The organism is Streptomyces sp. ActVer, from assembly GCF_027270795.1.
GTDB classification, from domain to species: domain Bacteria; phylum Actinomycetota; class Actinomycetes; order Streptomycetales; family Streptomycetaceae; genus Streptomyces; species Streptomyces umbrinus_A.
Genome location: NZ_JAPWHT010000057.1, coordinates 1 through 12131, shown reverse-complemented (window position 1 = coordinate 12131; position 12131 = coordinate 1). Strand labels below are relative to the sequence as shown.

Here is a 12131-nt window from a genome sequence, read left to right as displayed (position 1 = left end):
TGCACTTGCGTGCGCTTGCTTCGAGAAAAACCGTAGCCGGTTCGCCGCAACCCCCGCGGAGCCTGTGGATAACTCTGGCGGCAGAGCGTTCGTGCAGGTCAGAGATCGATCGAAGAGGATTGTTCGGGCTGGCGGGCATCGACGTGGAGGTGTTCGCCGACGCGGTTGACGAGCAGCGTCATCTCGTACGCGACCTGGCCGATGTCGGCCTCCGCCGCGCTGAGCACGCACAGACAGCTGCCGGTTCCGGCCGCCGTGACGAAGAGCACGGCGTCGTCGAACTCGATCATCGTCTGGCGTACCCGGCCCGCGCCGAAGTGCCGGCCCGAGCCCTTGGCGAGGCTGTGCAGGCCCGAGGAGACGGCGGCGAGATGCTCGGCGTCCTCCCGCCTGAGCCCTGTGCTGGCCCCGGTCACCAGGCCGTCGTTCGACAGCACCAACGCGTGTCGTACGTGTTCCACACGCTGAGTGAGGTCGTCGAGCAGCCAGCCAAGTCCCTGGTTCTCAGCCATGATCCGTCTCCCCGTGGATATGTGGCTCCCCCCGGCCGGAGGACCTGATCAACCAGCCTTCCCCACCACCGCCGTCCGGGCAAGGAGGATAGGGGCATGGCACACAAGATGACCGATGAGGAATGGCGGGCCTTCGTCTCGAACGGCACCCGCACGGGCAAGTTGTCGACCGTCCGGGCCGATGGGAGCCCGCATGTGGCACCGATCTGGTTCCTGCTCGACGGGGACGACCTGGTCTTCAACACGGCGAAGACCACCGTCAAGGGACGGAATCTGGCCCGTGACGGCCGCGTCGCCCTGTGTGTGGACGACGACCGACCGCCGTACGCGTACGTCGTCCTGCAGGGGCGCGCCCGGATCTCGGAGGACCTCGACGAACTCCGGCTGTGGGCGGGGCGGATCGGAGCCCGCTACATGGGCGAGGAGCGGGCCGAGGAGTTCGGCGCCCGTAACGGCGTACCCGGCGAACTGCTCGTACGCGTGAGGATCGAGAAGGTCCTCGCGGAAGCCGGCGTCGCGAACTGAGCGGGCCTGCACGGCGGGTGAGCGAGGGAGCCGCGTCGGCCCACTGAAGCTCTTCGTGCCGGCCGGGCGAGGTTCCTCGTACCGGTCCAGCGAAGTTCTTCGCGTCAGCCGACGGAGTCGAGCAGCCGGGCGGTGTGCATCCGCCCGGCGTACTCGACGAGACGTATCAGCACCTCCTTGCCCGAGTCGCGGTCACGGGCGTCACAGAGCACCACGGGCGTTCCCTTGTCGAGGTCGAGGGCGCGTGACACGTCGTGAGCGCCGTACGTCCGCGAGCCCGTGAAGCAGTTGACGGCCACCACGAAGGGGATGTGCCGGTGCTCGAAGTAGTCCACCGCGGGGAAGCAGTCCTCCAGCCGCCGGGTGTCGGCGAGGACGACCGCGCCGAGGGCCCCTTGCGACAGTTCGTCCCACAGGAACCAGAATCGGTCCTGGCCCGGCGTGCCGAAGAGGTAGAGCGACAGGCCCGACCTGATGGTGATGCGGCCGAAGTCCATGGCGACGGTCGTCGTGACCTTCTGGTCCACCCCGTCGGTGTCGTCCACCGACTGGCCCGCCTCGCTCAGCAGTTCCTCGGTGCGCAGCGGCCTGATCTCACTGACCGCGCCCACCAGGGTGGTCTTGCCCACGCCGAATCCGCCGGCGACGAGAATCTTCAACGCCAGGGCGGTCGTCTCACTGCTTGTGGCGTCGGAGTCTTCGGAGACCATCGATCACTTCTCTCGGGAGTGCCGACAATGGTCGACATCAGTACATGTGTGCGGATTCAGCATCATGACAACTGCGGCTCCGCTTCGAGGTGTTTGACAGCAAATTGGCCGTTCTGGCAGTCCCGTGCCCGTTCGGTGTCGGGATGAGCGCGGAACGCGGTGCGGACCGTTCGGCAGAGGATGTGATCCGTCATCTACAGGGCCCTCAGTCCTTCGATGACCTCGCGCAGGATGCGCTCGTCCGGCAGTTGCGCGGGGGGCACCGGGAGGCTGACCTTGACGCAGCCGAGTTCCAGGAGGTCGCCGAGGAGCACGCGCACCACGCCCACGGGCAGGTCGGCGTCCGCGGCCAGTTCGGCGACCGACTGGGTCTCGATCCGGCAGAGTTCGATGAGAGCTCTGTGTTCCGGCCCGAGTCCGGTGTCGTCACGGACGTCCGGTGCCCCCGTGTCGAGTGAGACGAGCGCGATCAGGTCGAAGCGCACCCCGGTGGGGCCGGACTTGGTGCGTCCGCCCGTCATCGCGTAGGGGCGGACGAGCGGCCCGGCCTCGTTGTCGTACCACTGGCTGCCCGGCTGTTCAGGAGAGCCTGTCCGGTCCTCGGCCATGTGCGCCGGCATCGTCGCTCACCTGGCCGCGGGCGGGTGAGCGGCGGTGCGGGGCGCCGAGTAGAGGTGCTCCCCCACCCGCTTGACCAGGAGCGCCATCTCATAGGCGACCAGGCCGATGTCGGCCGTCACAGCGCTCAGGACAGCGAGACAGGATCCTTCTCCGGCGGCCGCCACGAACAGGAAGCCGTCGTCCATCTCCACCATGGTCTGGCGTACGCCACCGGCGCCGAAGTGACGGCCCGCCCCCTTGGCCAGGCTGTGGAAGCCGGAGGCGATCGCGGCGAGATGCTCCGCGTCCTCGCGCCGGAGGTCGCTGGACGCGCCGACCGCGAGGCCGTCGTTGGACAGCACGACGGCATGTCGTACTTCGGCGACGCGCAGTGCCAAGTCGTCCAGCAGCCAGTCGAGTTCGCCGGACCGCTGGGCGGTCCCCATGCCCGGTTCCTGGATCATGCGGGATCTCCTTCGCTGCTGTCGCTGCCCGCTACGGGGTCGGGGGTGACGCCGAGACCGGGTGCACGGCCACCGCCGCGGGTCCACCCCGCGCGATAGGCCGCCATGCGGTCCCGTACCGCCTCGGGGGTGCGCTCGTCGTCCTTCCGAGGCGGGGCTTCCGCGGGCTCGTCGGGTCGTCCTTCGCGCAGTTGCGGGGCGAGGCTGGCTTGTCGTACGCGCCGTGGGAGTTCGTCGGATTCCACGGTGTTGTCCTCGGGTCGGTGCAGGCGCAGGGTGGTGACGCCGGGCGGCGTGCGGCTTTCGCGCGTGCCTCCGGAGGAGGCTTCCGCCTCGATGGGTATCGGAGGCACCAGGGCCGGCCGCTCGTTCAGCGCCTCTACGGACGGTGCCTCTACGGAGTCGTGTTTCCGGGCGGGGCCGGGCACGCGCGCGTACGTGCGTTCCGCGGCCTTCTCCGGGTCCGTCCGGCGGCCACCGGAACGTTCCTCCGCGGCGGCGGCCTGCAGCAGCGGGGTGGGCAGCAGGACGACCGCGGTGGTGCCTCCGTAGGGCGAGGTCCGCAGGTGGACCTTGATGCCGTGGCGGGCCGCGAGCCTGCTGACCACGAAGAGGCCGAGCCGGTCGCTGTCGAAGAGGTCGAGTGCCTCGGACTGCTCGATGCGGCGGTTCGCCTCGGCGAGTGTCTCCTTGCCCATGCCGAGCCCCCGGTCCTCGACCTCCACGGCGTAGCCGTTGCCGACCGGCTCTCCGGTGACGCGCACCCGGGTGTGGGGCGGTGAGAACTGGGCGGCGTTCTCGACGATCTCGGCCAGCAGATGCGTGAGGTCCGCCACCGCGGCTCCGACGACCGAGGTCTCCGGGAGCTGTCGCACCTCCACGCGCGCGTAGTCCTCGACTTCGGAGACCGCGGCACGGACCACGTTCGTCAGGGAGACCGGCATGCGCCAGGCACGGCCGGGAGCGGCTCCGGAGAGGATGATCAGGCTCTCCGCGTGGCGTCGCATGCGGGTGGTGAGGTGGTCGAGCCGGAAGAGGTCGCTCAGCTCGTTCGGGTCGTCCGAGCGGCGCTCCATGGTGTCCAGCAGGCTCAGTTGGCGGTGGACGAGCACCTGGCTGCGGCGGGCGAGGTTGACGAAGACCCCGGAGATGCCGCTGGCGAGTTCGGCGCGCTCGACCGCGGCATGCAGGGCCGCACGGTGCACGGTGGTCAGGGCTTCGGCGACCTGTCCCGCCTCGTCCTCCGCGGGTGGTCCCGGCGGGGCCTCGGCACGGACGTCGATCTCCTCCCCCGCGCGCAGTTTCCGCATGGCGTGCGGGAGTTTGCGCCGGGCGATCTCCAGCGCGGTGTTGCGCAGGCTCACCAGCTCGATGACGAGGCCGCGTCCGATGCGTACGGAGATGACGAGCGACGCGGCCACGGCGACGAGTCCCAGCAGAACAGCGGCACCGGCCGGGGCGAGCAGACCGCGGCGGAGCGGGTCTGCCCGGTCCGCGACACCACTGCCGGCGTCCGCCTCGATCGTTCGCATGTCGCCCTGCACGCGCGCGCGTGCCGCATTCCAGGTCTCCTCGGGCGCGGCGCCGAGCGCCCTGCCGCCCGGACCGGCCGCGAGCACGGCGTTCTCGACGGCGTGTACGTCGGCGTACGCGCTGCCCTCCACGAGCCCCTGCCAGGCGACTTGTTCGGAGCCGCGCAGATCGGCGACGGCCGACTCGGTGAGCAGCCTGCGGGTGTCGACCGCGCCGGTGAACATCCGGAGCCGCTGCCCGTCGAGGGTTCCGGCCAGCCGGGCACCCGCGGGTACCGCGTCCTCCTGCGCGAGGGCCTCTCCCGCCCGGGAGAACTCGAGCAGCACGCGCGCGTCGGAACCGATCTCCGCGTCCTGGATGCCGGTGAGCGCTCCGCCCACCGAGAAGGCCATCGAGATGGTCTTGGTGTACCGCTCGTGCGTCTCGTGCCAGCCGGCCCTCCGGTCGAGTACGGCGGTCCGCAGGGAGCGGAGCTGTTCGGCTCCGGAGACGAAGGTTTCGAGGCGTTCGGCCACCCCGGAGGGCAGTTCCTCGCTGTCGGCGACGGTGCTGTCGTCCCCGAGCCGGAGTTTCACCACGGCCCGGTCGGTGCGTGCCGTCAGCTTCTTGAGGTCGCTCGCCCGGTCGGCGGCGGGCTTGGTCGCGTAGCCGACGGCCGCCGCCCGTTCTTCCTGGAGCGCGGCGACGGCCGCGGCGACCGGGGCACGCACCTGGGAGTCCACGCGCTGCAACTGCCGCAGCCTGGAGACGTCCTGGGCGGTCGTCACGGTGGCGTACGCCCAGAGGGCGAGCAGGGAGACGACCGGCACCATCAGCAGGCAGACGATCTTCGCCCGCACGGTCCGGGGACGCAGGCTCCAACCCCCTGCGCGCGTGGGCGCGTCACTGAGCGCCGTGTCGGCGGATTCCTCGGGGCCTGAGCCCTCGTCGGCCGGCGGTCCGGCGTGCGCGCGGCGGCCCCGCGCCGGAGTCGGCACTGTCTGGGAGCCGTCTGTCGGGGTCCTACGGGGTGTACGCATGGCCTCCTCGCTCGGAGTGGTTCGGTGGACGCGCCCGCCGGGTCGCCGGTCCAATCGCTCCGCTAGCGGAGGGGGCTCTCGACGGGCCGCTGGGCCGAGGCGGAGGCCTCGCGCTCCCCCGCCGTCGGGGAGAGCGCGACGAACGCCGATGTCAGGAAGAGATAGGACCCGAGGCCGACGGCGAGGGGGAAGATGAACTGCATCGCCGTGGCCCCGGGCAGGACGTCGCCGGAGGGCGAGACCCGAACGCCGACCGCGATCATCCCGGTGTAGTGCATGCTGCTCACCGCCCCGCCCATGACGAGCGAGGCGACGGCGACGGCGATCGGCGACTTGATGTTCAGGGCCGCCCACAGGGCCGCGGTCGCCGCGACCACGGCGATCAGGACCGAGATCCCGACGAGCACCGGGTCGTAGGTGACGTCGCCGTGCAGCCGCAGTGCGGCCATGCCCAGGTAGTGCATGCTCGCCACGCCGAGCCCGGTGGTGAGCCCGCCGAGCACCAGCGCTCGGCCGCGGTCGCGGCCGTATCCGACGGCGAACACGCCCGCGCCGACGACGACCATGGCGACGAGCAGGCTGAGCATGGTCAGTGGCACGTCGTAGCGGATGTCGGTGCCGCTGACGCTGAAGCCGAGCATCGCGACGAAGTGCATCGTCCAGATGCCCGTGCCGATGGCGGAGGCCGCGGTGAGCAGCCAGTTGCGGCGCGAGCGCCCCGAGGCACCGAGCGCACGGACCGTGCAGCGCAGTCCGAGGGCGGCGCCTATGCAGGCCATCACGTACGACAGCACGGGGGTCAGCCAGCCGAAGGTGGCGTGGTCCAGATGTCCCATGGCTCCGGGACGCTAGTCCCGCCAGGAGCGCACAAAGGGGGCGCGTTTCGAAAGGTGGTGGAATCTGGCGCAGCAGTACACCTGAACGATCGCGTCACGCTCGAACATGCGCGCAGCGCCGTGCTCCGTGTCGACGTTCGATCGCGTCGCTCACCCGTCGGTGCGAGATCATGCGGTGCATGAGCGACGACCACACGCATGTCCAGGAGTTCTTCGGGGCCCGCGCGGCCGACTGGGACACCCGGTTCCCCGACGACGGTCCGGTGTACGCGGCGGCCGTCACCGAACTCGGGCTGCGGGAGGGTGACCGGGTGCTCGACGCGGGCTGCGGTACGGGTCGTGCCCTGCCACCCCTCAGGCACGCCGTGGGGCCCTCCGGAGTGGTCCTCGGCGCGGACCTCACCCCGGCCATGCTGGAGGCCGCGGTGCGGACGGGCCGTGACCGGGACGGACAGTTGCTGCTCGCCGATGTGGCGGGGCTGCCGCTGCGCTCGGGGTCCCTCGACGCCGTGTTCGCGGCCGGCCTCGTCGCCCACCTTCCGGACCTCTCGGAGAACCTGCTGGAGTTGGCGCGGGTCGTAAGGCCCGACGGAACACTGGCTCTCTTCCACCCGATCGGCCGGGCGGCCCTCGCGGCACGTCAGGGCCGGCAGATCACACCGGACGACCTGCGGGCGGAGCCCAATCTCCGCCCGCTCCTGTCCGGCGCCGGCTGGCGTCTGACCTCCTACGTGGACGAGGACTCCCGGTTCCTCGCACTGGCCGTACGCCTCCCCTGAGGGCGCGTATCGGGACGTTCCTGCGACCTGGAGCGTCCGCCGGTCTCAGGCCGCTCCGGCGACCTCGGCGGCGAAGGCGGCCGGGTCGTCGAACATGATGTTGTGCCCCGCTCCGGGCACCGTCACCACCCGCACCCCGGCCTCCTCCAGGGCTTCCCTGCCCTTGAGTTCACCGCTGAGGGCGCCCTGCAGGTAGACCCGGTCGATCGCCAGACCTTCGAGCATGCGGCGCATCGTGGGGTTCGATCCGCGGAAGAGTCCGGTCGCGGTGCGGTGGAGGGCACGCGGGTCGGCGAGCCGCATGGTCGCCGCCCACTGCGGGCCGACCTTCTCCAGCACACGCGCGTGGCCGCCGTTGACGTAGTCGTCCTCTTCGTAGGAGGCGATTCCGCTGCTGCCCGCGGTGACGGGAGGGCGCGGGTCGAGGTTGGCCTCGGTGAGGACCAGCCGTGAGACGAGGTCGGGCCGCCGGTGCACGAGCACGATGGCGACGGAGCCGCCCATGCTGTGCGCGATCAGTTCCGCGTCGGTGGCGCCCGCCTCGTCAAGCGCCGCCGCCAGGGCGCCCGCGTGGTCGTCCAGGGTGTAGCCGAAGTGTTCCGGCCTGTCGCTGACGCCGTGTCCGGGCAGGTCGACGAACAGGGAGCGCCGACCTGCCAGTTCGGGCCGCGCCGCGATGTGCGCGTGGTAGACGGTCGATGCGGCCCCCAGGCCGTGCACATACACCCGCGCCGGATCGGCACCCGCCGTCTCCGTCCAGCGGACGCAGTTCCCCTTGCCGTCGAACTCGGCCTGCTTCATCGCCACTCCCCTGTTCCGTCGCATGCTTCGCCAGAGAATACATCGGATCCGATGTATTGCGACTTCGATGTACAGCGAGAGTGAGGCAGAATACGGGCATGCTGGAGCTCGCCATCCTCGGTTTCCTGTACGACACCCCGCTGCACGGCTATGAGCTGCGCAAGCGCATCACCGCGCTCGCGGGCCATGTGCGGCCCGTGGCCGAGAGCACCCTGTATCCGGCGATCAAGAGGCTGGAGACGGCCGGTCTGCTGGCTCGCGCGACGGAGCCGGGCACGGTTGCCGCCCCGCGTCACGTCCTGACACTCACCGAGGACGGCAGGGGCGAACTGCGCCGCAGGCTGACGGAACCCGTACAGCGCGACATCACCGACGAGAACCGCTGGTTCACGGTGCTCGCCTTCCTCCGGCACCTCCACGACGCCCCGGCCCAGGCCGCCGTTCTACGGCGACGGCTTGCCTTCCTAGAGGAACCGGCGAGCTTCTTCTACGGAGGTGACCGACCGCTGCGGGCCGAGGAGTTGGACGATCCGTTCCGGCGCGGGATCCTCACCATCGCGCGCGCCACGAGCCGGGCCGAACTGGCATGGCTGCGGTCCATGATCGACTCACTTGCCCCGGGTGGACGATGACCGCCCCACAGCCCTGCCCCTCTTCTGAAGTCGAAGCTTCGACTCTACTTTGAGTAGCAGTACATGAGCGATCGGCTACGGCAACCGCACAGGGGGAAGGTGGCCCGCATGTCCGGCATATTGGCCAGACTCTGGAAGTTCGCTTCACGCCCGCTTCCGATCGCGTCCCCGGAGCATCCGCCTCCGGCGAAGCGCCGTCCGGAGAAGCGCACCCACAACCTGTTCGAGGCCGCCGCGGCGTATGTGTCGGCGTGCGCCGAGGACGACCAGGACGGAATCGACGAGGCCGCGACCTGGGTGTCGCCGGAGGCGCTGTCGTTCGGGGTCAACGAGCTGGCCTGCCGGGCCGTCATCGCGATCGCGCGGGAGCGCGACGAGTCGCCCGCGACGGTGGCCCGGACGCTCCTCGGCCTGCCTGCCGCCTGACGCCGGCGGGTACCGGGTCGATCCCGAAGCGGACCCCGGCGGGGACAGACGCGGGACGGGCGGGGCGGCGACCAGCGGTCGTTTCGCCCCCGTCCAGGAGGACAACCGCAGCTCCGTACGCATTCGGGACCCGTGACAAGCGCCGCAGGGGCGCATTAGGGTGCGCCGACGGACGTAGCGATGGGGAGGCAGGGATGGCCGGGACGGACGATGAGGCCGTCGCCGCCGGGGACGACGACGCGCTGTATGTGCTGACGGCGGTGCTCTTGACGCCTGCACAGTTCCCCAGCGTGCTGGGCGACGACTACCCGGAGGCGTGTGCGGCTCTGGCGCTTGCGCCACTCTCCGACGGGTACGGCCTGGTGCTCGGCCAGGACGGTGACGGGTCGCGGTGGACGGTTGTCATCGACGACGTGTCGCTGGTGGCTGTCGCCATCGCGTCCTGGGACTGCGGCATGGAGTACGACCTGTCGCCGGACGAGCGCTCGATGGTCGCGGCGCTGCCCGGGTGGCCGCTCGCCGTGGCCGTGGCGGCGCCCGGTGTGCCCGCCCCGCACGATCCGCCGCCCGACATCGCGGAACAGGCACCCCTGTCCCCGCCGGACACGTCCGCGTGGGGCCCGGCTCAGCGGCGTCTGGGCGCCGACGAGATCGCCCTGCAGTGGGCGGCGTGGCGGGAGCAGATCGACGACGAGGAGTTCGCCGGCCAGAACGGCGAGGCACCGCCGGAGCAGGACACGCAGGACGACGGGTCCGGCAAGGGCGGAGAGGCCGGTGACAGCGGGAGCGCGCCTCTCACCGGCGTCCAGCGTGTCCTCGCCGAGGCTCGCTCGTACGTGGACTCGGCACCTCCCCTCGGCCGAGTGCGTTCGTCCTTCGCCTCGGGTGACGCACGAATGCTTCGGGCCGACGGGCCGGGCTGGTCGATGGTGGCCAGGACCGACGACATCGCCTTCGTGCTCCTCGACGAGAAGCCCGGAGAGGTCCTGCCGGTCGGCCGCGGGCCCGAACTGCCCGGGCTGCTGGAGGCGCTGGACAAGATCGCCGTACGTCCCAGCTGCGCCCGGTGGAACAGCTTCCGGGGCAGCTGGGGCCACGTCCGAGTGCCACCCGGCCGACGGCAGACGCGATCACGGCGTGGGGTGGAGCAGATGCGCGCGGCCGCCCCCGGCCCATACCTTCGGCAGGCCCGCGAGCGGCAGCATGGTCAACTCCTGCGCGCTGGAAGGGAATCGACCGGATCGGCCCCGCCTCAGCGGCCCAGCTCCTTGCGGGACGCACGGCGCAACCTGCGCCGCTGCGAGGGGTCCAGCGTCAGATACGCTGCCGTCGGAACTCCCAGGACGATCAGGAGGGCAGCCCACCAGGGCAGCCAGATGAGCAGGAGAAGCCCGACCGCCACACCCCCTACGGCGATCTTCGCGTTCTTCGACATGTGCGTAGCCTCCTTCGCGGCCACTGCCGCTCTCTGTCTTGAGAACGGGTCCGTGTTCCCAGCAGTTCCAGGCCGCGACCCTGATACAACCCTGAGTCGCGTCCCCTACTCGACCCTGAGCGGCTCCCCGACCTCGTACATGTGCCGCAGGGCCTGCCGGTAGGAGTCCACGAGTCCCGTCTCCGCGTAAGGGATACCCAACTCTCGGCAGTGTGCGCGCACCAGGGGCCGGACGAGCTTCAGATGAGGACGGGGCATGCTCGGAAACAGGTGGTGCTCGATCTGGTAGTTGAGGCCGCCCAGGAACCAGTCGGTCGCGGCACCCCCTCGGATGTTGCGCGACGTGAGCACCTGGCGACGCAGATGCCCCCATCCCTCGCCATCGGGGTCGGGCATCTCCATGCCCTTGTGGTTCGGTGCGAAGGCCAGGCCCAGGTGCAGCCCGAAGAGCGCCTGGTGAAGCGCGGCGAAGGCGAGGGCCGTACCGAGGGGCATCGAGCCGAGCAGCAGCGTCACGTACCCGGCGACATGGGCCACCAGCAGGAAGCCCTCGACCGCGCGTTCCCGCGGAGGCTGTCGACGCAGGTCCTGGAAGCCGTGGATCTTCAGGGCGATGGCTTCGAGGAGGGTGAGCGGGAAGAAGAGCCAGGCCTGGTTGCGGGTGAGCCAGCGCCGGAAACCACTGCGGTCCACGGCCTGTCCGCTGGTGAAGACCAGGACGTCGGCCACGACGTCGGGATCCTTGTGGATGTGGTTGGGGTTGGCGTGGTGGCGGTTGTGCTTGTCGTTCCAGCAGCCGTAGCTCATCCCGAGCAGCAGATTGCCGTGGACGAGCCCGATGAGACGGTTCACCGAGCGCTTGCCCGCGATCTGGGAGTGTCCCGCGTCGTGGCCTATGAAGGCCGTACGGGCGGACATCACGGCGAGCAGCGGTGCCAGGAGCAGCACCCACCAGGAGTGGCCGATCAGGACGATGCCCGCGACGATTCCGGCCAGGACCAGCGCGTTGCCGGCGATGGCCAGCGCGTACCAGCCCTGCCTGCGGTCGAGGAGACCCTGGCCCTTGACGGTGCGCAGGAGCGGTGTGAACTCGCTTCCGGCGGAGACCCTGGGAGGGTGTTCCACGACGGCTGAGACGTTTTCGGGCATGGCGGGACTCCGGTCTCTGGAGGCTGGAGGAGCAGGCTGGAAGGTGCGGGCCGCGGCGGACCGGCCGCGGGGAACGCCGACCTCAAGAAACGTACGGATCGGCGACCATGGGCGACCCTGGCGCCACCCCCCGTGTCCGGGCGGGGGACAGCCTCGGCCGCCGGGTGGACCTGGCAACACCCCCGGGAGAGAGTGGCCCGCGTCACACCAATCGAAGACCACCGAGAGTGACTCGTGCTGTATCCTCGGCGACCCTGACCCCAGGTAGTCAAATTTGAGGAACGCGTCATCGCTGTGCAGAGGATTCCTGCGGCAACCCCCTCCGAGATCTCCGAACTGGCCCACTGCTGTGCCGTGTTCATGCCTGCCGATCCGGCCCGTACCGGCACCGTCGCCTTCTGGATGCCCGACGGTGAAGGCCCTCCCGCGGTCGGCTCCGGTGCTGTCGAGGAACTGACGGTCGCCCTGCCCGGCGAGGACGGTGTCGAGCTGGTGACCGTGCCGGCCGTCGTGCTCCCGGTGCGGGACGCGATGCCGGTGCTCACCCGCGCGCGTGCCGTGACAAACGCCCACAGAGCGACCGCCTTCTGGGGTGCCGCGGCCGTGCTCGCGCTCCAACTGGCCGCGCGGGGGCTGCTGCTGCCCGGTCTGAGCGCCGGTGACCTTCACCAAGGCGATGGAGATGATCGCCGCCTCGCGCGTCGTCAAGG

13 protein-coding genes and 2 pseudogenes are annotated in these 12131 nt (G+C 70.5%); 6 read left to right on the top strand and 9 right to left on the bottom strand.

Annotation, left to right across the window (positions count from 1 at the left end; all coding sequences use genetic code 11):
- Positions 1 to 98: 98 nt before the first annotated feature.
- Positions 99 to 512, bottom strand: a complete 414-nt coding sequence (locus O3Q52_RS12475) for a roadblock/LC7 domain-containing protein (protein WP_269648838.1) — start codon at positions 510 to 512, stop codon at positions 99 to 101.
- A 96-nt stretch (positions 513 to 608) separates the two neighbouring features.
- Here O3Q52_RS12475 and O3Q52_RS12470 point away from each other — a divergent pair, with 96 nt between their 5' ends.
- Positions 609 to 1037: a PPOX class F420-dependent oxidoreductase gene (locus tag O3Q52_RS12470; RefSeq protein WP_269648837.1), complete on the top strand. Its 429-nt coding sequence runs from the start codon at positions 609 to 611 to the stop codon at positions 1035 to 1037.
- A 104-nt stretch (positions 1038 to 1141) separates the two neighbouring features.
- Here the strand turns inward: O3Q52_RS12470 and O3Q52_RS12465 are convergent, their stop codons facing one another.
- The 5 genes from O3Q52_RS12465 to O3Q52_RS12445 all read right to left on the bottom strand — a co-directional run bounded on the left by O3Q52_RS12465 (position 1142) and on the right by O3Q52_RS12445 (position 6199).
- Positions 1142 to 1747 (bottom strand): ATP/GTP-binding protein, encoded by a 606-nt coding sequence (locus tag O3Q52_RS12465; RefSeq protein WP_269648836.1) that lies wholly within the window; start codon positions 1745 to 1747, stop codon positions 1142 to 1144.
- Positions 1748 to 1941: 194 nt separating this feature from the next.
- Positions 1942 to 2355, bottom strand: coding sequence for a DUF742 domain-containing protein (locus tag O3Q52_RS12460; protein ID WP_269648851.1), 414 nt, complete (start codon positions 2353 to 2355; stop codon positions 1942 to 1944).
- Positions 2356 to 2373: 18 nt separating this feature from the next.
- A complete protein-coding gene (locus tag O3Q52_RS12455) occupies positions 2374 to 2811 on the bottom strand; it encodes a roadblock/LC7 domain-containing protein (protein ID WP_269648835.1) in 438 nt (145 codons plus the stop codon).
- A complete protein-coding gene (locus tag O3Q52_RS12450) occupies positions 2808 to 5363 on the bottom strand; it encodes a sensor histidine kinase (RefSeq protein WP_269648834.1) in 2556 nt (851 codons plus the stop codon). The genes O3Q52_RS12455 and O3Q52_RS12450 overlap by 4 nt, the downstream gene beginning before the upstream one ends.
- Positions 5364 to 5425: 62 nt before the next feature.
- Positions 5426 to 6199: an MHYT domain-containing protein gene (locus O3Q52_RS12445; RefSeq protein ID WP_269648833.1), complete on the bottom strand. Its 774-nt coding sequence runs from the start codon at positions 6197 to 6199 to the stop codon at positions 5426 to 5428.
- A gap of 179 nt (positions 6200 to 6378) precedes the next feature.
- On the opposite strand from O3Q52_RS12445, the gene O3Q52_RS12440 reads away from it, so the two are divergent.
- The gene (locus O3Q52_RS12440; protein ID WP_269648832.1) at positions 6379 to 6978 is read left to right on the top strand and encodes a class I SAM-dependent methyltransferase; all 600 of its coding nucleotides are present in this window, start codon (positions 6379 to 6381) and stop codon (positions 6976 to 6978) included.
- A 45-nt stretch (positions 6979 to 7023) separates the two neighbouring features.
- On the opposite strand, the gene O3Q52_RS12435 is transcribed toward O3Q52_RS12440, so the two are convergent.
- The gene (locus O3Q52_RS12435; protein ID WP_269648831.1) at positions 7024 to 7779 is read right to left on the bottom strand and encodes an alpha/beta fold hydrolase; all 756 of its coding nucleotides are present in this window, start codon (positions 7777 to 7779) and stop codon (positions 7024 to 7026) included.
- Positions 7780 to 7877: 98 nt separating this feature from the next.
- Here O3Q52_RS12435 and O3Q52_RS12430 point away from each other — a divergent pair, with 98 nt between their 5' ends.
- From O3Q52_RS12430 to O3Q52_RS12420, 3 genes and pseudogenes are all read left to right on the top strand, one after another.
- Positions 7878 to 8411: a PadR family transcriptional regulator gene (locus O3Q52_RS12430; protein WP_269648830.1), complete on the top strand. Its 534-nt coding sequence runs from the start codon at positions 7878 to 7880 to the stop codon at positions 8409 to 8411.
- 108 nt (positions 8412 to 8519) lie between these two features.
- On the top strand, positions 8520 to 8837 hold the full coding sequence (locus tag O3Q52_RS12425; RefSeq protein ID WP_269648829.1) for a hypothetical protein: 318 nt from the start codon (positions 8520 to 8522) through the stop codon (positions 8835 to 8837).
- A 194-nt stretch (positions 8838 to 9031) separates the two neighbouring features.
- Positions 9032 to 9895 (top strand): annotated as a pseudogene (locus O3Q52_RS12420) (hypothetical protein); the annotation flags it as partial.
- A 194-nt stretch (positions 9896 to 10089) separates the two neighbouring features.
- Here O3Q52_RS12420 and O3Q52_RS12415 read toward each other — a convergent pair.
- Both O3Q52_RS12415 and O3Q52_RS12410 read right to left on the bottom strand, forming a co-directional pair.
- Positions 10090 to 10272: a hypothetical protein gene (locus O3Q52_RS12415; protein ID WP_266749162.1), complete on the bottom strand. Its 183-nt coding sequence runs from the start codon at positions 10270 to 10272 to the stop codon at positions 10090 to 10092.
- Between the two features lie 105 nt (positions 10273 to 10377).
- Positions 10378 to 11421, bottom strand: a complete 1044-nt coding sequence (locus O3Q52_RS12410) for an acyl-CoA desaturase (protein WP_269648828.1) — start codon at positions 11419 to 11421, stop codon at positions 10378 to 10380.
- Positions 11422 to 11715: 294 nt separating this feature from the next.
- Here O3Q52_RS12410 and O3Q52_RS12405 point away from each other — a divergent pair.
- Positions 11716 to 12131: pseudogene (locus O3Q52_RS12405) on the top strand (ATP-dependent helicase); the annotation flags it as partial.

What these genes read in the sequence shown, in the direction of transcription:
- O3Q52_RS12450 (WP_269648834.1), bottom strand. Translation starts at nt 5,363, where the DNA reads ATGCGTACACCCCGTAGGACCCCGACAGACGGCTCCCAGACAGTGCCG.
- O3Q52_RS12435 (WP_269648831.1), bottom strand. Translation starts at nt 7,779, where the DNA reads ATGAAGCAGGCCGAGTTCGACGGCAAGGGGAACTGCGTCCGCTGGACG.
- O3Q52_RS12425 (WP_269648829.1), top strand. Translation starts at nt 8,520, where the DNA reads ATGTCCGGCATATTGGCCAGACTCTGGAAGTTCGCTTCACGCCCGCTT.
- O3Q52_RS12430 (WP_269648830.1), top strand. Translation starts at nt 7,878, where the DNA reads ATGCTGGAGCTCGCCATCCTCGGTTTCCTGTACGACACCCCGCTGCAC.
- O3Q52_RS12445 (WP_269648833.1), bottom strand. Translation starts at nt 6,199, where the DNA reads ATGGGACATCTGGACCACGCCACCTTCGGCTGGCTGACCCCCGTGCTG.
- O3Q52_RS12460 (WP_269648851.1), bottom strand. Translation starts at nt 2,355, where the DNA reads ATGGCCGAGGACCGGACAGGCTCTCCTGAACAGCCGGGCAGCCAGTGG.
- O3Q52_RS12465 (WP_269648836.1), bottom strand. Translation starts at nt 1,747, where the DNA reads ATGGTCTCCGAAGACTCCGACGCCACAAGCAGTGAGACGACCGCCCTG.
- O3Q52_RS12455 (WP_269648835.1), bottom strand. Translation starts at nt 2,811, where the DNA reads ATGATCCAGGAACCGGGCATGGGGACCGCCCAGCGGTCCGGCGAACTC.
- O3Q52_RS12440 (WP_269648832.1), top strand. Translation starts at nt 6,379, where the DNA reads ATGAGCGACGACCACACGCATGTCCAGGAGTTCTTCGGGGCCCGCGCG.
- O3Q52_RS12415 (WP_266749162.1), bottom strand. Translation starts at nt 10,272, where the DNA reads ATGTCGAAGAACGCGAAGATCGCCGTAGGGGGTGTGGCGGTCGGGCTT.
- O3Q52_RS12470 (WP_269648837.1), top strand. Translation starts at nt 609, where the DNA reads ATGGCACACAAGATGACCGATGAGGAATGGCGGGCCTTCGTCTCGAAC.
- O3Q52_RS12410 (WP_269648828.1), bottom strand. Translation starts at nt 11,421, where the DNA reads ATGCCCGAAAACGTCTCAGCCGTCGTGGAACACCCTCCCAGGGTCTCC.
- O3Q52_RS12475 (WP_269648838.1), bottom strand. Translation starts at nt 512, where the DNA reads ATGGCTGAGAACCAGGGACTTGGCTGGCTGCTCGACGACCTCACTCAG.